Genomic DNA, 19,003 nt, shown 5'->3' with positions numbered 1-19,003 from the left:
GACCGGGTCAGGCCGGGTCGTCGAGGCGTCGGCGCATCGACCGGTGTGGCACGGTCACCTCGATGAAGGGCTCACCATAAGCCACGTAGCCAAGCCGCTCGTAGAACGGGATGGCCGTCGTACGCGCCGACAGCCCAGCCCGGACCGCACCAAGCCGTTGCAGCTCAGCCTCCCCACGACCCACCAGCCTCGAGCCGAAGCCGCGCCGTTCGAGACCGGGTCGCACCGCCATCTGCCGCAGCTTTCCCGTGCCGGTCGGATCCGGCCGCAGCAGCAGGAGGGTGCCGGCGAGCGTGTCGTCGAGCCAAAGCGCCAGGTGCAGCTGGTTCACCTCCGCTGCCAGCTGGTCCTGGCTGAATTCGAGGCCCAGTGGGGCACGCAGCACCTGGTGCCTGAGCCTGACCATCTCCTCCCAGCCGGGCGTGCCGAACGTCTCGAACGTGATCATCGGCACCATGTCTCCCCGGTTTGGCTCCCTGGATGAACGGTCTATCTAGCGGATCGACCCAGAGGAGTTTGCCCGAATGCCGCTACCCGTCCACCCAGCCCTTGAGCGTGATCGCGTTGCCGTGGTGACCGGCGGTGCCTCCGGAATCGGTCTGGCCGCCGCCATGCGGTTTGCCGGCCTCGGCATGCGCGTCTGCATCGCCGATCTCGGGGAGGATCGCCTGGCCCGGGCCGCCGCGACGTTGGCGGACCTCGCACCTGCCGGCGCGGCCAGCATCATGACCAGTGCCACCGACGTCAGCGTGGCTGCGGATGTGCAGCGCCTTGAAGCCGCGGTCACCGAGCGGTTCGGTGGCGCCGACGTCCTGATGAACAACGCCGCGGTGCAGCCGGGGAGTGCGATGTTCGGGCTGCCCGGCGTCTGGGAGCGGATCATCGGGGTCAATCTCTGGGGCGTGGTGCATGGCTCGCAGGCATTCGCGCCGGGCATGATTGCCCGTGGGCAACCCGGGTTGATCATCAATGTCGGCTCGAAGCAGGGCATCACCACGCCGCCCGGCGATCCGGCCTACAATGTCGCCAAGGCCGGGGTAAAGGCCTTCACGGAGGCCCTGCAGCACGAGTTGCGCAACACCGATGGCTGCCGGATCAGCGCGCACCTGCTGATCCCCGGCTTCGTGTTCACGCCGCTGACCGCGAACGGCCGCGATGCCAAGCCGGATGCCGCCTGGACCCCGGAGCAGACCGTCGACTTCATGATGCAGAGCCTGGGCGCGGGCGACTTCTATATCCTCTGCCCCGACAACGACGTTTCGCGCGCGCTCGACGAGCAGCGCATCCTGTGGGCTGCCGGCGACATCGTCGAGAATCGCCCGCCGCTGTCCCGCTGGCACCCGGACCATGCCGACGCCTTCAAGGCCGTGCTGCAGAAAGCCGGGCTGTAGATCGGGCACTTGCCGGCTGCCTGCCATAAGGGAGGCGTCCGGTGGTTGCCGTCCAGGCTGCTGTCGGGTGGTTCAGGGGAGCAATGGTCAAGCGGTCCTGAGCACCGGGGCTGCCGCGCCTTCGGCTGGAGGGCCTGGGCGCGGCAGTTCGGTATCAAAGGGTCAGCGTTTCCACCAACCCGTGCGCCGGGCGGCCGGTGACGCCTCGCTGCCGATGATGATCGGCCGCACGATGCTCGGGTCCGGACCAGCCGGTGCTGCCGGGGCATCAACGGCGGTCCCGGCTGACGGCGCGGACGCTGCGACTGCCGGTTCGGGCGCGGGCTCGGGCACGGTCGCGGCTTCGGTGCGTTCGGGCTCGGGCGGCAGAGCGTCCGCTACCGACACGTCCGGATCCACAGCACTCGACGCCACCGGTTCAAGCAGCGGCACCGGCGTCGCCGTCTCGCCGGCCTCGACCGCGACCGTCTTCCTGGCGCGACTTGCACGCGGCTTGCGCGGCTTCGCCGTGGTCGCCGGTGTGCTCCCAGCCTCGGCCTCGGGCGTCGCCTCGATCGCAGGTCCCGTCAGGGCAGCCGGTTCGGGAGCAGGCGCCGGTCCGTCGACGACGCCAAGCGCCAGCGTCGCCTCAGGGGTCCCAGTCTCCGCCGCCTCACGCTCCTGCGGCACGGTCTCCTGCGGCACGGGCTCGGGCGCGACCGGTTCCGGGGTCAGCGCTGCGGTCGCCGGATCGGCCTGTTGGTACGCCGGGGCTTGCGTCTGCCGCGGTCCGGCTGGCTGCCTTGCCGGAGCATGAGACGCTGCCGAGGCTGACGGATCGGGCGCCAGCGCCATGTTCTCCTCGGCGCCGCGCTCGATCAGCTCGAAGATGTCGAACGCATCGCCACCGCCGAACGGGTCAGCGGGAGTCGGACCGTTGTAGGGGCGCGGCGCGCTGGCAGCCGGCCTCGCATTGTCCTGCGAGGGAGACTCCGCTTCGCCGGTGCCTGGACGCGGCCGGTTGCGTCCGCCGCCTCGACGACGGCGACCCCGTCCGGGCATCTCCTGCTGACCGGCCTCGGTCTCGCCGGCTTCCGGCTGGCCGGCGCCGGGCTGCCCGACGTTCGGCTGCCCGAAATTGGGCCGGCTCGACTGGCGGGCGTTCGCCTCGATCGACTGGCGGGCGTTCGCCTCGACTGTCTGGCGGGCGTTCGCCTCGACCGGCGCCACATGATCGTCGTCGCGGCCGGTCTCGAACACCGAAGCGCTCGCGAGCGTCTCGCCCGGCAGCAGGGTCGGCACCGCATTGGCGGCAATTTCGCCGGGTGACTCGTCGTCGCTCTCGCCGTCATCGAGCTCGGGCTGCGCGCTGCCCTCCGGGATGACCGAGCCGTCCTCGCGACGTCCACCGCGCCGACGGCGGCGACGACGCTTGCGCGGCTGCTCGCCTTCGCCCTCGGAGGCTGGAACCGCCCGATCCGCCGCCGAAACCGATGGCGCGCCCGGCTGCCGCGCGACCGCCACGTCCGGCGCCTGTGCGGGCTCGTCGTCCCAGGTCTCGTCGGTCTCGTCGGATGCGGCCGGCGGCATCGCCTGGATCGGGATCCGGGTTGCCTGCACCGGAACGGCATCGGCAACCGGTGGCGGCGCCAGATACGGCCGCACCTTCTCGATCTCGAGCGCCGGCGGGATCAGCCGGTCGTCGGCCGCCAGATGCACGGTGATCTGGTGCCGGCTCTCGATCTCCTGCAGCCAGGCGCGCTTGTGGTTGAGCACGTAGAACGCGACGGAGCCCGCGACGCGGACCAGGATCTCGGCCGCCTTGCGCTTGCCGGCTTCCTCCTCGATCGCCCGCAGCACGTGCAGCGCCGAGCTCTCGATGCCGCGCATGAAGCCGCTGCCGCCGCAATGCGAGCAGGTCACGAAGCTGCTCTCGGCGAGCGACGGACGCAGCCGCTGGCGCGACATCTCCATAAGGCCGAAATGGCTGATCGAGCCGACCTGGATGCGGGCGCGGTCGTTGCGCAGCGCGTCCTTCAGGCGGCGCTCGACCATGCTGTTGTTGCGCCGGGCCTCCATGTCGATGAAGTCGATGACGATCAGCCCGGCCAGGTCGCGCAGGCGCAGCTGGCGGGCGACCTCGTCGGCGGCCTCCATGTTGGTGCGCAGTGCGGTCTCCTCGACGCTGCGTTCGCGGGTGGAGCGGCCCGAATTCACGTCGATGGCGACCAGCGCCTCGGTCTGGTTGATCACCAGGTAGCCGCCGGAGCGCAGCTGCACCGTCGGCTGCAGCATCGCGTCCAGGTGGTGCTCGACCTGGTAGTGCGAGAACAGCGGCTGGCTGCTGTCGCGCCACAGGTTCACCTTGTTGGCGTTGCTCGGCATCAGCGTGCGCATGAACTCGCGCGCACCCTTCCAGCCGGGCTCGCCGTCGACGACGATCTCCTCGATGTCGCGCGTGTACACGTCGCGGATCGCCCGCTTGATCAGGCTGGCTTCCTCGTACACGAGGCAGGGTGCCGTCGAGGCGAGGGTGTTCTCGCGGATGTCGTCCCAGGTGCGCAGCAGGTACTCGCAGTCGCGCCGGATCTCGGGCCGCGGACGCTGGGCGCCGGCGGTGCGCACGATCATCGCCATGCCGCGCGGGATCTCGAGCTCGGTGGTGATCTCCTTCAGGCGACGACGATCCGCGGCCGAGGTGATCTTGCGCGACACGCCGCCGCCACGCAGCGAGTTCGGCATCAGCACGCAGAAGCGGCCGGCGAGCGAGATGTAGGTGGTCAGCGCCGCGCCCTTGTTGCCGCGCTCCTCCTTGACGACCTGGATCAGCAGGATCTGCCGGCGGCGCATGACCTCCTGGATCTTGTACTGGCGCAGGAATCTCGCGGTGCGGCGCTGGGCGCGGCTGTCCTCGTCGCCGACATTCTCGCCACCGACGGTTTCCGGCGCCGGCTCGTCCGACTGCTCGTCACGCGGCTCGTTGCGGCGCCCGTTGCGTCGGGGAGCGCGGTCCCTGGTCTCGTGGCCGCCATCCTCGCCAGCCGCATGGGCGGCATCCTCAGTCGGACCGTCGTCAGCGGACTCCTCAGGCGCGGCGTCCTGGCTGGTCCCGGCGTCGAAATCCGCACGGATGGTCTCGTCATGGATCGCCAGGCTGGCGGTCGCACGCGGCTGCTGATCCTCGGGCCCGTCCGGGGTGGCCCCGAACGGATCGATGGACTTTGCCGTGGTATCGATGACGGCGTCGTCGTCCGCGTCGTCGCGATCAGGATGCTTCGAATGGCCGTGCGGCTCGTGCTCGCTCCGGGCTTCCTCGGCCTGGCCGTGGTCATGCTCGTGCCGGCCCTGGTCCTGGCCGGGCTCTTCGTCGTCGTCGCCGTCCTCGTGGTCGGCGCGGGCCTCCTCGGCGCGGGCTTCCTCTTCCTGCAGCGCGATCAGGCGTTCGCGATCGGCGACCGGGATCTGGTAGTAGTCGGGGTGGATCTCGCTGAAGGCGAGGAAACCATGCCGGTTGCCACCATACTCGACGAAGGCGGCCTGCAGGCTCGGCTCGATGCGGACGATCTTGGCAAGGTAGATGTTGCCCTTGATCTGCTTCTTCGCCGAGGTTTCGACGTCGTAATCTTCGAGTCGATTACCGTCCAGCACAACGACGCGGGTTTCTTCCGCGTGTGTCGTGTCGATCAGCATGCGCTTGGTCATGTAGGAAGGAACTCCGGTGCGCCGGGGCACAGCTCCTGTCGCCTGGCCGGGCTGGACGGATGCATCCGAGCCTCCGGACGGCGTGGGGAAAAGCAGGAAGCGTCGCGCGCGCGGCAATGGGGGGACGGACCGGCAACGGTAGCGTGGACGCTGCCTCGACCGCCCGCACCGCGACGACGCGAAGGCACGAGGCCATCGATGTCGCGTAGGTCCGATTCGGGTCTGTGGCGGCGGTCATCCGGTCCTTGAGTCGTGAGGTACGGGATCCGCACGGCAATGCCGAACGACGCCCGACTTGGGCTGACGTGTCCGGCAAGGGTCGACGATGAAATCGTCCCCGCTGGAGCGGCATGGATGCGGGAGCATCTTGGCGCTCGCCGGGCCGGACGCGGAAGACTGGCTTCCGGGGACCATCGGCGTGCGTTCCATGCGGAAGGCAACATGCCGGATGAGCCACCCCACGCCCAGGGTGACGCGTCAGGAACGCAACCCCCGCGAGAGCGAGCATGCTCATCACACGCGAGCATCATGACAAGAATTCCCGATCCCCGCAAGCGCCATGCCGGCACCCCAAGCGGATCAGAACGATCGCCCCGGTTCACGCTCCGTGCTAACGTCAAGACACGCCCGTAGGTGATTGCTACCATGGTCAAAGGCCGGAGCATGCAGGTGAGGTTCTTGCCGGGTGAGCCGGACCATCCCGATGCCGGACGCCGGCACATGATTAGGGCCGTGGCCTGCGTCGCCGCCGGCATGATCCTGCCTGCCTCGGCACGTGCCGCGCATCGAACCCTGGCCGCACCGCCCCGGATCGGTCGCGCGCTCCCGCCGAGGCCGCTGGTCATGCTCGATCCCGGGCATGGCGGCAAGGATCCGGGGGCGATCGGCGTCTCCGGGACCTATGAGAAGCATGTCGCGGAGGCGGCTGCGGCAGAGTTGCAACGCCAATTGTTGGCGAGCGGACGCTACCGGGTCGAGCTCACCCGCGGCACCGACATCTTCATCCCGCTCGAGGACCGGGTCGGGATCGCCGAGGGCAGGCAGGCGGCGCTGTTCGTGTCGATGCATGCCGATGCGCTGCACGACCCGTCGGTCCGCGGCGCCAGCGTGTACACCCTTGCCGATGGCGCCTCCGACGCGCAGACCGCCGCCCTTGCCCGCACCGAGAACAGCGCCGATCGCTTCGCCGGGCCGCGCTTCCATGGAACATCGCCCGAGGTGCAGGCGATCCTGGCGAGCCTGGTGCGCCAGGAGACGCGGGTCGGCTCGGCGCACATGGCGGGCAGCGTGGTCAACGCATTCCGGCCGCAGATCGGGCTGCTCAACAACCCGTCGCGGCATGCCGGCTTCGTGGTGCTGAAAGCCGCCGACATCCCGAGCGTGCTGGTCGAGATGGGCTTCATGTCGAACCACCAGGACGAGGCGGCGCTGCGCCAGGCCTCGCATCGGGCCATGGTCGCGTCGGCGATGACCCGGGCGATCGACGGCTATTTCGCCTCGTCCGCCGCCGGCTTCACCAGGCTGTCCGGCTGATCAGGCAGCGTCCTGGATATCGAAGCGGGCCACCTTGCCGTCCCGAAGCTGGAACACGTGGCTGACCGTCTTGTCGGCGAGCCCATGCGTCTGACCCTGGAGCGGGTGGCCGTCGAGATCGCGAACGGACTGCCGGACCTCGGCAACGATCACGCCATCCGCGGCCCGCTGAAAACGCACCGGCTCGACGTGCGGACTGACCATGCGCCACTGGCGCGTCCAGTACTCTCGCACGGCGTCGCAGCCATGGACGTGACCGCCATCCATGCCGTTGGCCCAGGCAACATCGTCGGTAAGCGCAGTCAGGATGCCGTCGATGTCGCGTGCGTTGAAACAGGCATAGAGCCGGCCGAGGAGCTTGACGTCGTCATCCATCGGATCTCTCCCTGCGAGGCGCAATCGCCGAACCAGGGCACCCCTAGTTACATATGCACGTATGTACTAGGGTGAGGCTGATTGCCAGGGGTGAGGGTGCGATGAACCAAGACGTGCTTTCGACACCCGGTCATTTGATCGGCCTTGCGGCGCGCGGCTTAGCCCGCCTCAGCGAGGCCCGGCTCAAACCGCTTGGTTTTGGCGTCGGGCACGTGCCGGTGCTGGTGGCGCTTCGGGACGGTCGGGCCAGTACCCAGCGTGACCTGGCCCGCTTCGCCAGGATCGAGCAGCCGCCGATGGCCCAGATGCTTGCAAGGATGGAGCGGGACGGACTGATCCGGCGCGAGCACGACCCGGCTGACCGGCGCAGCAGCCAGGTCACGCTGACGGAGCTTGCCGAAGCTCGCCTGCCGGATGCAGTCGCCACTCTGCTCCAGGGCAACCAGGAGGTTCTACGCAACTTCACCGAGGCGGAGGTCGGGCTCCTGGTGACGCTGCTGACACGTCTGATCGCCGGCCTCGATGAGGTCGCGCGCGTCGGATCACCCCGAGCGCCGGTCTTCCGGACGGGCACCTAGCAGCCCGTGGGGCGCCAGGCGGACGCCACCGAGCTCTAGAGCCTTTCCCGACCGAATGGGACCGGAAGAAGCTCTAGTTCGTTGTTCTGGCGAGCAACTTAATCCGAGCGATCATCGGGGTCGGTCGGATGATGCTCTAGTAGCCATAGCCGGGCGGCGGGGGAGGAGGCGGAGGCGGCGGGTAGCCACCATCGCCGTAGCCACCACCGCCATAGCCGCCACCGCCATAGCCATAGCCCGGCGGCGGACCCTGGTATCGCGCCGGCTGCACGATGGTGTCACCCGACGCGATCATGCACTGCCCATAGGCTGTGTCGTAATTCTGCTGGAACGCGGCCGCCGAGCGCTGCCCGTTTGCGGCACCGGCGGACGAGCCCACGAGCAGGCCGCCACCAGCACCGAACGCAGCACCCGCGCCCGGATTATGGAACGCAGTACCGAGCAGCGCGCCGGCGGCGGCCCCGAGCAGGGTCCCGGCGACGGCACTGCCGACACCGGCGCGGTTGGCCGCCTCGGCCGGGGTCACGCCGCCGTTCGCCTGGGCCGCGAACTGCCGGCAATGTTGATCGTCGGTTTCGAACTGCTGCATGGTCTTGCCCTTGCCCGGCTGCGCAAGGATCGATGGTCCGGGCGGCGGGGCGACCGCGCAGGCGGACAACAGCATCGTGCTGGCCAGAACGCCGGCCAGGGCTGGAGAGGCAGTCTGCAGGAAGCGCATGGATCGATCAGCCTGAAAACGGTTGGGGTCCGACGGTCCCATCATATAGGAGCCCGATGCGTCTCGTGGAGACGACTTGCTGTAACCAAGGGTTCCATCCGCAGCGCGCATGCGCGCGGGGCACCACTGCCGCGCAACATTCTGGTCGCTTTGGGCTGGCAAAACGGCCGTCCTCGGCTACAAGCGATGCATGCCATGGCATCCGAACGGTATCGGCGCGATCGCGCTTCGACTTAACAGCCCCTGAGCGAGGAGCTGGCGGGACATCCGTCGGCGCGCTTTGGGGAGTTCGAGGCCAGCCTACCGCATCATACCCGCAATGACGGGCCACAAGCGCCGGAACACGAGGCCGCGGGCACCATCCCGGACCTGCCGGCCGACCGAACCAGACGGAGCCACCATGAGCGTCGACCACCCGAGCTTCGGCCGCATCGCCGACGACCGCGTCATCATCTTCGACACCACCCTGCGCGACGGCGAGCAGTCGCCCGGCTTCTCGATGAACATCGAGGAGAAGCTCCGCATGGCGCACGCCCTGGCCGAGCTCGGCGTCGACGTGATCGAGGCCGGCTTCCCGGTGGCGAGCCCCGGCGATTTCGACAGCGTGCGCCAGATCGCCGAGCACGTGCGCGGCCCGGTCATTTGCGGCCTGGCCCGCACCGGCGGCCGCGACGACATCGCCCGTGCCGCCGAGGCGGTCCGCCCGGCGGCCCGCCCGCGGATCCACAACTTCATCTCGACCTCGCCGCTGCACATGAAGTTCAAGCTGCGGATGGAGCCCGAGACGGTGCTGGGGCTGATCACCACCGGCAACCAGGCGGCGCGGAACTTCACCGACGACGTCGAGTGGTCGGCCGAGGATGGCAGCCGCACCGAGCCCGACTTCCTGTGCCGCTGCGTCGAGGCGGCGATCAAGGCGGGTGCCACCACCATCAACATCCCCGACACCGTCGGCTACTCGACGCCCGAGGACATGGCGGCGATCTTCAGCATGATCCGCGAGCGGGTGCCGGGTGCGGACGGCGTCATCCTCTCGGCGCATAACCACAACGATCTCGGCCTGGCGGTCGCCAACACGGTGGCGTCGCTAAAGGCGGGTGTCAGGCAGATCGAGTGCACCATCAACGGCATCGGCGAGCGTGCGGGCAACGCGGCCCTCGAGGAGATCGTGATGGCGCTGCGCACGCGAGCCGACGTGCTGCCGTACCAGAACAACATCGTCACGCCGAACCTGCTGCGGGTGTCGCGCATGTTGGCGACCATCACCGGGTTCGACGTGCAGCCGAACAAGGCGATCGTCGGCCGCAACGCGTTCGCGCATGAGAGCGGCATCCACCAGGACGGCATGCTGAAGAACGCCGCGACGTACGAGATCATGACCCCGGAGAGCGTCGGCTGGACCAAGTCGTCGCTGGTGCTGGGCAAGCATTCCGGCCGTGCCGCGTTCCGCGACAAGCTGGCTGCGATGGGCTACGGCGACCTCGGCGACAACCAGGTACAGGACGCGTTCGTCCGTTTCAAGGACCTCGCCGATCGCAAGAAGGTCGTCCACGACGAGGACATCGTCGCCCTGGTCGATGACGAGCTGCGCGACCATGCCCGCATCCGCTTCGTGTCGATCGATGTGGTGGCGGGGTCGCGTCGCCCCGCGCGTGCCGAGCTGGAGCTCGAGATCGACGGCGTGGTCAGCCGTGCCGAGACCACCGGAGATGGTCCGGTCGACGCGGCGTTCGATGCCGTCCGCACGCTGTTCCCGCACGAGGCGGTGCTGGCGTTGTATTCCGTCGGCGCCGTCACCGAGGGCACCGACGCGCAGGCGCGGACCACGGTGCGGTTGCGCGAGAACGGCAAGATGGTCGACGGCCAGGGTGCGGATACCGACACCGTGGTGTCCGCGGTCCGTGCCTATGTGCATGCGCTCAACAAGCTGCTGGTGAAGCGCACCCGCCAGGCGCCGGAAACTCTCTCGGCTTAAGTTCCTGACGACAGCAGGCCAGGTCTCCGGTCGCAGTGCGCGGGCTGCGCCGGTCCTGGTAAAACCGGCCCCTGGGCCGGGTGCCCGCTCTCCGTGGGCGGTTGTCCCGACCTGCACCTTTCCGTGGGTTGCCCCGTCGTGGCGCTCATGCCCCCGACGACATATTTCCGTATCCTGGACAGACGGCCTGATCGGTCGCTCGCTCTGCTTGCCTCCCTGGGGATCCAGCCGGCTTCAGCGACGATGACGCGTCCCTCCTGCGGCCGGGTCGAGCCGACGATCGCTGTTTCGCCGCCGGGATCGTCCACCGGCTATGGCATGGAGTGGAAGGGCACGTCGGGTGCCGGGCACGGTCCTGCCGGGCCTCCCATCGGCGGGCGTTCTGCCTGGAGACCCTCTCTAGACGCGGCATCCAGCTTTGCATCCCGCCACCGGGCGCCGGAGGATCGTGATCCTGCCTGACGCGACGCTCTACAGGAGGTCTCACCAGATCGAGAGCGCTTGCGCCTCGATGACTTTTGACGCACCGGCAAACAGCGTCTTCGAGCCGGCTCTATTTGCAGCCCCAGGTGTCGCAGCAACGATCATCTTCTGGCCGTTACGGCACGCTGCACAGCGGCGGCTGATTTCTGGAGCATGTACAGGATCCGACGCACAAATCAATTTTTGAACCTCGCAAACGTGCGTAGGTGAACCGTTACTTCTCTGGAATAGCTCACTCACCTGCTGCGACTTCAGTCTCCTCCCCGTCATGAACCGGAGCTCGATGCGATGAGTGGAACAATCACGATTGCTGCAGGCGCTCAGGACTATGAGACCGGAAGTGGTACTTACACAGACACGCTGACCGTCGGCGCCGGATCGACGCTCAACGCCTACAGCACGACGACGACCGCGAACAACCTGACCATTACCGACCTGACCGGGTCCGGATATTCGTTCACGATCAATGCCGGTTATTATGCCAACCTCGTCTTCGATGCGTCGGAGGCGCTTACCGGTACGGTCGCGTTCAATATCGGACTCGAGAATCAACCGGGCGCTACCGGCGTCACGACCGGCTTCGGCACGTTCACGATCGGTGCCGATACCGCCCAGCTCAGCACGAACACCACGATCGGCATGTACGGCACCAGCGACACGCTCGTTGTCGATAATGCCACCTCCGCGGCATATCTCGGCGCCCAGGTCGCCGGCTTTGCCACGACTGATGCAATCGACCTCGACGCCATCGGTTACGCAGACGGTGACTACGCGTTCTGGTCCCAGACCAAGGCCGGGGGCGGCACGCTCGAGGTGCTCGACTCGGATGACAATCTGCTCTCGACGATCGCGTTCAGCGGCGGAACATACAAGACAACGAAATTCGTGATCGGCTCCGACGCTGCAGGTGGCGTGCAGATCACGTATCTCTGCTTTCTGAGCGGCACGCTCATCGCGACCCCGGCCGGACAAACCTGTGTCGAGGCGCTGCGGCCTGGTGACCTGGTGACGACGATCGTCGCCGGTGTCGCCGTGCCCATGCCGATCATCTGGGTCGGAAGCCGGCGCATCGACGCGGCTTCGGTGCAGGATCCGGGGACCGTCTATCCGGTGCGGATACGTGCCGGCGCATTCGGCGAGGGCGTGCCGTCGCGTGATCTGCTGGTGACACAGGAACATTGCATCTTCATCGATGGCTGCCTTACTCCAGCGCGGATGTTGGTGAATGGTCGATCGATCACCATCGATGATACCATCACGGCGTTCGAGTTCTTTCATATCGAGCTCCCCCAGCACGGGATTGTCGTCTCCGAAGACCTGATGACGGAGAGCTATTTCGACAGCGGAAACCGGGCACTGATGCTGGATGGAGCGGCTGAGGAATGTTCCGGACAGCCTATGGCGGCCCCGCTGGCGGTCGCCCGTGCCGACGTCGAACCGATATGGCACAGGCTGGATCAGCGGGCTTCCGTGCTGGGCTACCGACCACGCCGCGAAACCGTGCTGACCGACGAGCCGGATCTGCGTGTCCTGCTGGATGACGGGAGGACGATCCCGCCATGCTGGCATGATGCAGCGAAGCAGATGTTCCGGATCCCGCATGGGACCCGGCCGATCCGGCTGATCTCGCGGGCATCGACGCCAGCCGACGTGATCGGGCCGTTTTGCGACGATCGTCGCCGGCTCGGCGTGAAGGTAGAGAAGCTTGTGCTGTGGGACGGTCTGAATGACGCGGAGTTTCCGGCGGTCGATTTCAACCTGCCGGGGTGGCATGCCGGCGAAGACCAGGCGCGCTGGACCGATGGTGCAGCCACATTGCATCTCCCCGACATGGCCGATGGCAGCATCCTGGACGTCCATCTCGTCGCAACGATGGTCCATGCGGCGGCAAGCGCAGGTGGCGCGGCGTAATCGTCGAGGGCCTTGTCCGCCGGCAGTTCTGATCCTCGATCTGCAGCAGAATCCAGGTGTCCGGCGGCGTCCGCTCCTGACCGCCGCTCAAGGAGTGCTGTCCCCGGTGTGATGCCTTACACGGCGAGATCGGACGGCCACATCGCATCGGTGCCGGCAGCCTCGACATGCTGGCGGTTCACCCGGGCAGACGCGTCGGACGCGGGTCAAGTCGCCACCTCTCCATGCGCCCGGCCCCGATGATCGGGCGCTCCCGGCACCGGACAGCCGGGCCACCCGCGTGAACAGCCTGGGGGTGGATAGCGTGGGGGGCGAACAGGTCGCTCATGACGCAGGAGCATGGGGCGCGGCGGGGCCGTGGTGGCGGGACTGTTCCACAGCCGTGCGCTCGCCTGCTAGAACGTCGCGGCCAGCGCGCCCCGAGGAACCTGCATGTCGCCGCCGCCTGATCAGGGCCAGAACCGCTCCAGCCTGCACCGCCCCGGCCTTGCAAGACGGGGCGTGTGCCTGGTGATCTCGGCGCCGTCCGGTGCCGGCAAGAGTACCATCGCCAACGCGCTGCGTGCCGCCGAGCCGGAGCTGCAGCATTCGGTCAGCGTGACCACCCGGGCGCCGCGGCCGGGCGAGACCGAGGGCGTGCACTATTATTTCCGCCAAGTGGAGCAGTTCGCCGAGATGGCGCGCACCGGCGAACTGGTGGAGTGGGCCGAGGTGTTCGGCCGCGGCTACGGCACCCCGCGGGCGCCGGTCGAAGCGTGCCTCGCCGCCGGCCGCGACATGGTGTTCGACATCGACTGGCAGGGCCACCGGCAGTTGCGTGCAGCACTCCCCGCCGACGTGGTGAGCCTGTTCGTGCTGCCGCCGTCGCTGCCGATCCTGGAACGCCGGCTGCGGGCACGCGCCGCCGACGACGCGGACGAGATCGCCAGGCGGATGGCGGCCGCCCGCGACGAGATCTCGCACTGGAAGGAGTTCGACCACGTGATCGTCAACGAGGTGCTCGAGCGGGCGATCGGCGACGCGCGCGCGGTGCTGAACGCCGCCCGCATCGCCACGGTCCGGCAGCGCGGCATGGCGGCACTCGTGCAGGGTTTCGGCTGAGGCGGCCCGATGGATTTCTCCCAACTGACCGTTCTGTGCGTCGGCGACGTGATGCTGGATCGCTTCGTCTATGGCGACATGGAGCGGATCTCGCCGGAAGCGCCGGTGCCGGTGCTGCGCCTGACCCGTACTGCCGAGATGCCGGGCGGCGTCGGTAACGTTGCCAACAACATCCTGTCGCTGGGCGGCCGGGCGATCCTGGTCGGGTTGCTCGGCGACGACGAGGCCGGCATCAGGTTGCGGCGGATCATTGCGGCGCAGCCCGGGCTGAGCGACGCGCTCGTCACCACTGCGGATCGACCGACGGTGTGCAAGACGCGCTTCATCGCCGCTCACCAGCAGGTGGTGCGGGCCGACGAGGAGAGCCGGCTTGCCCTGCAGCCTGCCGAGCAGGCGGCCCTGATCGCCGGGATCGAGACGTGGATCGATCGCGCCGACGTGCTGCTGCTCTCGGACTATGCGAAGGGCACGCTCGGCGAGCCGGTGATTGCCCGGGCGATCGAGCTGGCACGGGGGCGCGGTATTCCGGTCTTCGTCGATCCGAAATCGCCCGACGTGGTGCGCTACCGGGGCGCGACCTGCATCAAGCCGAACACCCGCGAGCTTGCCGCCGCGGCCGGTCGCCCGGTCGAGGACGATGCCTCGGTGGTCGAGGCGGCGCAGCAGGTGATGGCGCTGGCGGGCTCGGACGCGATCCTGGTGACCCGGTCCGAGAAGGGGATGATGCTGGTCGAGCGTTCAGGTGCGGTGCATGCGGTGCGGTCGCGGGCGCGCGAGGTGTTCGACCTGTCCGGCGCCGGCGACACGGTGATCGCCACCATGGCGCTGGCCTTCGCTTCGGGCCGCTCGCTGGAGCAGTCGATGCATATCGCCAATGCGGCCGCCGGGGTGGTCGTCGGCAAGCTCGGCACCGCCACCGCCGATATCGCCGAGGTGCTGGAGGAGCTCGACCTGCAGGACCAGGAACTGGGCGGGCTGGCTCCCGAAGGCGGCAACATCGCCGGGCTGTCGTCGCGGTCGCGCGTGCTGGGGCTGGTGGCGCGCTGGAAGGAGCAGGGGCTGTCGGTCGGCTTCACCAATGGCTGCTTCGACATCATCCATCCCGGCCACGTGGCACTTCTGGCCGCCGCCCGGGCCGCGTGCGACCGGTTGGTGGTGGGACTGAACACGGATGACAGCGTGTCGCGGCTGAAGGGGGCGAGCCGGCCGGTCAACCCGCTCGGCGCCCGTGCTCAGGTGATCGCGGCGATCCGTCATGTCGATGCGGTGGTCGCGTTCGAGGAGGACACGCCGCTGGAGCTGATCCGCGCCCTGCTGCCCGACGTGCTGGTGAAGGGCGCCGATTACACGGCGGACCAGGTCGTGGGCGCGCGCGAGGTCGAGGCGAATGGCGGCCGGGTGGTGCTGGCACGACTGGTGCCGGACACGTCCACGAGCGCCACGATCGCACGCATCCGATCGGATCCCCCGAACGCGGAAATCCGATCGGATCGGACAGGCGACGATATCCGATCGGATACACGGCGCGAGGGCATCCGATCGGATGGCGGGGTCAGCAGCATCAGCACCGATGTCGACCATGCGAGCATCCACCCGGAGGCCACTCGCGGCTGATGGAACGTCTGCCGGGCATCGCCACCTCGGATGCGGACCCCCATGCCAGGCCGGAGCAGGACATCCTTCGGGTGCATGCCGGGTTGCGCGACTGGATCTTCGAGCTGGCGCTGCCGTTCTGGAGCACGGTCGGCATGAACCCGCCGGCGGCGGCCGGGCGGGGACGCGGTGCCGCCGAGTTCGTGACCCTGGCTGGCGTGCCTGGAGAACCCGGGTTCCGGCGGATGCGGGTGCAGGCTCGACAGCTCTACGTGTTCGCCGAGGCGGCAGCGCGCGGATATGCCGGGGCCGCCGCGATCGCCGACGGCATCCACCGCTTCATGACCCGGCATGGCGCTGCGGCAGACGGCGGCTGGGCGCGGCTGCTCGATCCCGACGGACAGGTGCTCGACCCAACCAACGACCTCTATGACCTGGCTTTCGTCCTGTTCGGGCTCGCCCGCTATGCCCGGCTGACCGGCGCGCCCGCTCCGCTGGCCCAGGCGGCGCGAACGCTCGGGTTCCTGCGCCGGAGCATGTCGCGCCCATCCGGCGGGTTCGCCAATGCGTGGCCGCCGGAGCCCGGCTGGCGGCAGCAGAACCCGCACATGCACCTGCTCGAGGCGGCGCTGGAGCTGTTCGACGTGAGCCGCGACCAGCGTTGGGCCGACCTTGCCGGCGACTTGGTGGTGCTGTTCCGCGAGCACCTGCTGGAGCCGGGCAGCGACACGCTCGGCGAGTATTTCCAGGAGGACTGGCGGCGGGCGGCGGGGCTGGAGGGCGACAAGGTCGAGCCCGGTCACCACGCCGAGTGGGTCTGGCTGCTGGACCGCCACGAGGCGCTGACCGGCACGGCCACCGGCGATCTCGTGCGGCGGCTGGACGGGGTGGCGATGCGGCACGGGGTCGGCCCGGCCACCGGTCTGGTGCGTGACGAGATCGGTCGCGACGGCAGTTTGCGGAGGGGTTCGTCGCGACTGTGGGTGCAGACCGAGATGCTGCGGGCGCATTGCGTGATGCACGCGCGAGCCGTACGGGCGGCCGATCCGGAGGCGGCGGATGCCCGGCTGCGTGCCATCGTCGTGACCACCGACAATCTGCTGTCCCGCTACCTGGTCGGCCGCGACGCTGCCGTGTTGCCGTCCGGAACCTGGATCGACCAGCTCGACGCGTTCGCCAGGCCTGCGATAGACCGCATCCCGACCAGCTCCTTCTACCACATCATGGCTGCCTGGGTTGAGCTGGACAGACTTGTCGCCCGGGGTCTGGGGCCCGCGGCCCCAGCGGGTCCAGGGCAGCGCCCTGTCCTCACTTGATCCCCGTTATCCACCGCTTCTGTACCACCCATCCACAGGCCAACTGCGCTAGAAGGCTGTGGTGAACCAGATCGACCCCACGCCCCCCCGCGACTCCCTGCTCGGCCTCTCGCAGCGCCTGCCGCCCTCGAACATTGCCGCCGAGCAGGCCCTGCTGGGCGCGCTATTGGCCAACAACAAGGCCTACGAGCGCGTCGCCGAGTTCCTGATCCCGGACCATTTCACCGACCCGATCAACGGCCGCATCTACCAGGCGATCGTGCGGCGGGTGGAGGCCGGCCAACTCGCCGACGCCATCACGCTCAAGGCCGAGTTCGAGCATTCCGGCATTCTCGACGAGGTCGGCGGCACCGCGTACCTCGCACAGCTGCTGACCGCGATGGTCGGCATCATCAATGCCGGCGAGTATGGCAAGGCGATCCACGATGCCTGGATCCGGCGGCAGCTGATCGATATCGGCGAAACCGTGGTGAACAACGCCTTCGGGCTGAACCCCGAGCTCGATGGCGGCAGCCAGATCGAGGCCGCCGAGGAGACCCTGTTCCGGCTTGCCACCGACAAGGGCCAGGATGGCGGCTTCGTCACCTTCGAGCGCGCGCTGACCGACGCCATCGGCATCGCGGAAAAGGCGTTCCACCGCACCGGCGCGGTCGCCGGCCTGACCACCGGCCTGCGTGACCTCGACAAGAAGACCGGCGGCATGCACCCGTCCGACCTCCTGATCCTGGCCGGCCGCCCGGCGATGGGAAAGACCGCGCTGGCCACCAAGATCGCCTTCGGGGCAGCGCGTTTCCTGATGCAGGAGGCGCGCGAGAAGGGGGCGGGCACCCAGCCGAAGGGGTCGGTGGCGATCTTCTCGCTGGAGATGAGCGCCGAGCAGCTGGCCACCCGCCTGCTGTCGGAGGAGAGCCGGGTATCGGGGGAGCGCATCCGCCGCGGCGAGATCGGGCAGAAGGAGTTCGACCGCTTCGTGCAGGTGAGCCGCGAGCTGCAGACGCTGCCGCTGCACATCGACGACACGCCCGCGATCAGCCTGTCCGCGATGCGTACACGCTGTCGGCGCCTGCATCGGACCAAGGGGCTGAGCCTGGTCGTGGTCGATTACCTGCAGCTGATGCGGCCGGCAGTCGGCACCAAGCCGGACAACCGGGTGCTGGAGATTTCCATGATCACCCAGGGGCTGAAGGCGCTGGCCAAGGAGCTGGCGATCCCGGTGCTGGCGCTGAGCCAGCTGTCGCGCCAGGTGGAGAGCCGCGAGGACAAGCGGCCGCAGCTGTCGGACCTGCGCGAGAGCGGATCGATCGAGCAGGACGCCGACGCGGTGATGTTCGTCTATCGCGACGAGTACTACCTGCAGCAGCGCATGCCGAAGCAGATCGGCTTCGACACCGGCGACAAGTACCAGACCGCGCTGGAGAAGTGGCAGCGCGACATGGACCAGGTGCACAACAAGGCCGAACTCCTGCTGGAGAAGCAGCGGCACGGCCCCACCGGCAAGGTCGACCTGTTCTTCGAAGGCGAGTTCACCCGCTTCGCCGATCTGGATACGGTGCACGGCGGGTAAGGCCGATCGAGGGACCTGCCAGCGTTCTGCCGGGGCTTGGCGACCATGGTGTTCAGACGTCTGTTCAAGGGCCGCGCCGCGATCGACCCCGACCTAGCTCCGCCCGTGGGTTCCCCTCAGGTTGAGCCGCCGACCCAGTCCTGGCCGTTTGCCAAGCTCGCCAAGGCGGTCGCGGCGCTCGAGAAGGCAGAGGCGGCGCTGCGGGTGCGGGAGTGGGACAAGGCGGAGCGTCATCTCGAGGATGTCGGACAGGATCCGCCGGACCGGGCCACCTACCTCATATTGCTGGCGATGGTCTCGATCGGCCGGCAGGACTGGAGCGAGGTCGAGCGCCGATGGCAGGCGGTGATCGACGAGTTCCCGGACCGGCTTGACGCCTATAACGGCCGTGCGACGGCGATCCGCATGCAGGGCAGGATCGACGAGTCGATCGGCGCGTATCTGTTCGCGATGGAGCAGGCACCGATGGATCTGGGGCCGCCATCGATGCTCGCGCACATGCTGGAGAACCTGCCCGCCGCCCAGGTGGCCGAGCTCAGCCCGCTGCTCAAGGTGGCGCTCGATCGTCACCTGGACGACCAGCGGCAGCAGCCGCTGGTGTACTGGTCCAAGGGCAAGGTGGCGCTGGCGGCCGGTGAACTGACCGAGGCGGTGCAGCATCTCCGGGTCGCGCAGGCGGCGGCGATCAACAACCTTGCGATCCGCAACGAGCTCGAGATCGCAGAGGCGCGCCTTGCTGCGGCACCGATGCCGGATCCGTCGGTCGCCTGATCGTCCGGCAGCG

13 protein-coding genes and 1 pseudogene are annotated in these 19,003 nt (G+C 68.5%); 10 read left to right on the top strand and 4 right to left on the bottom strand.

Annotation, left to right across the window (positions count from 1 at the left end; translation table 11 throughout):
• Positions 1-7: 7 nt before the first annotated feature.
• On the bottom strand, positions 8-448 hold the full coding sequence (locus ACOEQ2_RS06445) for a GNAT family N-acetyltransferase (RefSeq protein WP_419730555.1): 441 nt from the start codon (positions 446-448) through the stop codon (positions 8-10).
• Between the two features lie 76 nt (positions 449-524).
• Here ACOEQ2_RS06445 and ACOEQ2_RS06440 point away from each other — a divergent pair, with 76 nt between their 5' ends.
• Complete coding sequence (locus tag ACOEQ2_RS06440) at positions 525-1,391, top strand: SDR family NAD(P)-dependent oxidoreductase (protein ID WP_419730554.1); 867 nt, start codon at positions 525-527, stop codon at positions 1,389-1,391.
• 162 nt (positions 1,392-1,553) lie between these two features.
• On the opposite strand, the gene ACOEQ2_RS06435 is transcribed toward ACOEQ2_RS06440, so the two are convergent.
• Positions 1,554-5,072 (bottom strand): Rne/Rng family ribonuclease, encoded by a 3,519-nt coding sequence (locus ACOEQ2_RS06435; protein WP_419730553.1) that lies wholly within the window; start codon positions 5,070-5,072, stop codon positions 1,554-1,556.
• Positions 5,073-5,735: 663 nt separating this feature from the next.
• Between ACOEQ2_RS06435 and ACOEQ2_RS06430 the strand changes: the two genes are divergently transcribed.
• Positions 5,736-6,605 (top strand): N-acetylmuramoyl-L-alanine amidase family protein, encoded by an 870-nt coding sequence (locus ACOEQ2_RS06430; protein WP_419730552.1) that lies wholly within the window; start codon positions 5,736-5,738, stop codon positions 6,603-6,605.
• Here the strand turns inward: ACOEQ2_RS06430 and ACOEQ2_RS06425 are convergent, their stop codons facing one another.
• A complete protein-coding gene (locus ACOEQ2_RS06425; protein WP_419730551.1) occupies positions 6,606-6,980 on the bottom strand; it encodes a nuclear transport factor 2 family protein in 375 nt (124 codons plus the stop codon). It abuts the gene before it with no gap.
• Positions 6,981-7,081: 101 nt separating this feature from the next.
• On the opposite strand from ACOEQ2_RS06425, the gene ACOEQ2_RS06420 reads away from it, so the two are divergent.
• A complete protein-coding gene (locus tag ACOEQ2_RS06420; RefSeq protein ID WP_419730550.1) occupies positions 7,082-7,558 on the top strand; it encodes a MarR family winged helix-turn-helix transcriptional regulator in 477 nt (158 codons plus the stop codon).
• 136 nt (positions 7,559-7,694) lie between these two features.
• On the opposite strand, the gene ACOEQ2_RS06415 is transcribed toward ACOEQ2_RS06420, so the two are convergent.
• Positions 7,695-8,276, bottom strand: coding sequence for a glycine zipper family protein (locus tag ACOEQ2_RS06415; protein ID WP_419730549.1), 582 nt, complete (start codon positions 8,274-8,276; stop codon positions 7,695-7,697).
• Positions 8,277-8,676: 400 nt separating this feature from the next.
• Between ACOEQ2_RS06415 and ACOEQ2_RS06410 the strand changes: the two genes are divergently transcribed.
• The 7 genes and pseudogenes from ACOEQ2_RS06410 (at position 8,677) to ACOEQ2_RS06380 (ending at position 18,990) form a co-directional block, all read left to right on the top strand.
• Entirely contained in the window at positions 8,677-10,251 is a 1,575-nt protein-coding gene (locus tag ACOEQ2_RS06410; RefSeq protein WP_419730548.1) for a 2-isopropylmalate synthase, read from the top strand.
• Positions 10,252-11,022: 771 nt separating this feature from the next.
• Entirely contained in the window at positions 11,023-12,645 is a 1,623-nt protein-coding gene (locus ACOEQ2_RS06405; protein ID WP_419730547.1) for a Hint domain-containing protein, read from the top strand.
• Positions 12,646-13,077: 432 nt separating this feature from the next.
• Positions 13,078-13,746, top strand: a complete 669-nt coding sequence (gene gmk / locus ACOEQ2_RS06400) for a guanylate kinase (protein WP_419730546.1) — start codon at positions 13,078-13,080, stop codon at positions 13,744-13,746.
• Between the two features lie 9 nt (positions 13,747-13,755).
• Positions 13,756-15,207: pseudogene (rfaE1, locus tag ACOEQ2_RS06395) on the top strand (D-glycero-beta-D-manno-heptose-7-phosphate kinase); the annotation flags it as partial.
• 152 nt (positions 15,208-15,359) lie between these two features.
• Positions 15,360-16,655 (top strand): AGE family epimerase/isomerase, encoded by a 1,296-nt coding sequence (locus ACOEQ2_RS06390; RefSeq protein ID WP_419730545.1) that lies wholly within the window; start codon positions 15,360-15,362, stop codon positions 16,653-16,655.
• Between the two features lie 61 nt (positions 16,656-16,716).
• Positions 16,717-18,219 (top strand): replicative DNA helicase, encoded by a 1,503-nt coding sequence (locus ACOEQ2_RS06385; RefSeq protein WP_419730544.1) that lies wholly within the window; start codon positions 16,717-16,719, stop codon positions 18,217-18,219.
• 45 nt (positions 18,220-18,264) lie between these two features.
• Positions 18,265-18,990 carry a tetratricopeptide repeat protein gene (locus ACOEQ2_RS06380; protein ID WP_419730543.1) on the top strand — a complete coding sequence of 242 codons (726 nt, stop codon included), beginning with the start codon at positions 18,265-18,267 and terminating at the stop codon, positions 18,988-18,990.
• The last annotated feature ends 13 nt before the right edge of the window (positions 18,991-19,003 follow it).

The sequence above is a fragment of the Lichenicola sp. genome (assembly GCF_965198575.1).
In the GTDB taxonomy this organism is placed as follows: Bacteria; Pseudomonadota; Alphaproteobacteria; order Acetobacterales; family Acetobacteraceae; genus Lichenicola.
The sequence above is the reverse complement of the archived record's forward strand: the minus strand, read 5'-3'. Positions and strand labels throughout refer to the sequence as shown.

Coding starts and splice junctions, on each gene's coding strand:
- ACOEQ2_RS06405 (WP_419730547.1), top strand. CDS start 11,023: ATGAGTGGAACAATCACGATTGCTGCAGGCGCTCAGGACTATGAGACC.
- ACOEQ2_RS06420 (WP_419730550.1), top strand. CDS start 7,082: ATGAACCAAGACGTGCTTTCGACACCCGGTCATTTGATCGGCCTTGCG.
- ACOEQ2_RS06440 (WP_419730554.1), top strand. CDS start 525: ATGCCGCTACCCGTCCACCCAGCCCTTGAGCGTGATCGCGTTGCCGTG.
- ACOEQ2_RS06410 (WP_419730548.1), top strand. CDS start 8,677: ATGAGCGTCGACCACCCGAGCTTCGGCCGCATCGCCGACGACCGCGTC.
- ACOEQ2_RS06415 (WP_419730549.1), bottom strand. CDS start 8,276: ATGCGCTTCCTGCAGACTGCCTCTCCAGCCCTGGCCGGCGTTCTGGCC.
- ACOEQ2_RS06380 (WP_419730543.1), top strand. CDS start 18,265: ATGGTGTTCAGACGTCTGTTCAAGGGCCGCGCCGCGATCGACCCCGAC.
- ACOEQ2_RS06425 (WP_419730551.1), bottom strand. CDS start 6,980: ATGGATGACGACGTCAAGCTCCTCGGCCGGCTCTATGCCTGTTTCAAC.
- ACOEQ2_RS06435 (WP_419730553.1), bottom strand. CDS start 5,072: ATGACCAAGCGCATGCTGATCGACACGACACACGCGGAAGAAACCCGC.
- ACOEQ2_RS06445 (WP_419730555.1), bottom strand. CDS start 448: ATGATCACGTTCGAGACGTTCGGCACGCCCGGCTGGGAGGAGATGGTC.
- gmk (WP_419730546.1), top strand. CDS start 13,078: ATGTCGCCGCCGCCTGATCAGGGCCAGAACCGCTCCAGCCTGCACCGC.
- ACOEQ2_RS06390 (WP_419730545.1), top strand. CDS start 15,360: ATGGAACGTCTGCCGGGCATCGCCACCTCGGATGCGGACCCCCATGCC.
- ACOEQ2_RS06430 (WP_419730552.1), top strand. CDS start 5,736: ATGCAGGTGAGGTTCTTGCCGGGTGAGCCGGACCATCCCGATGCCGGA.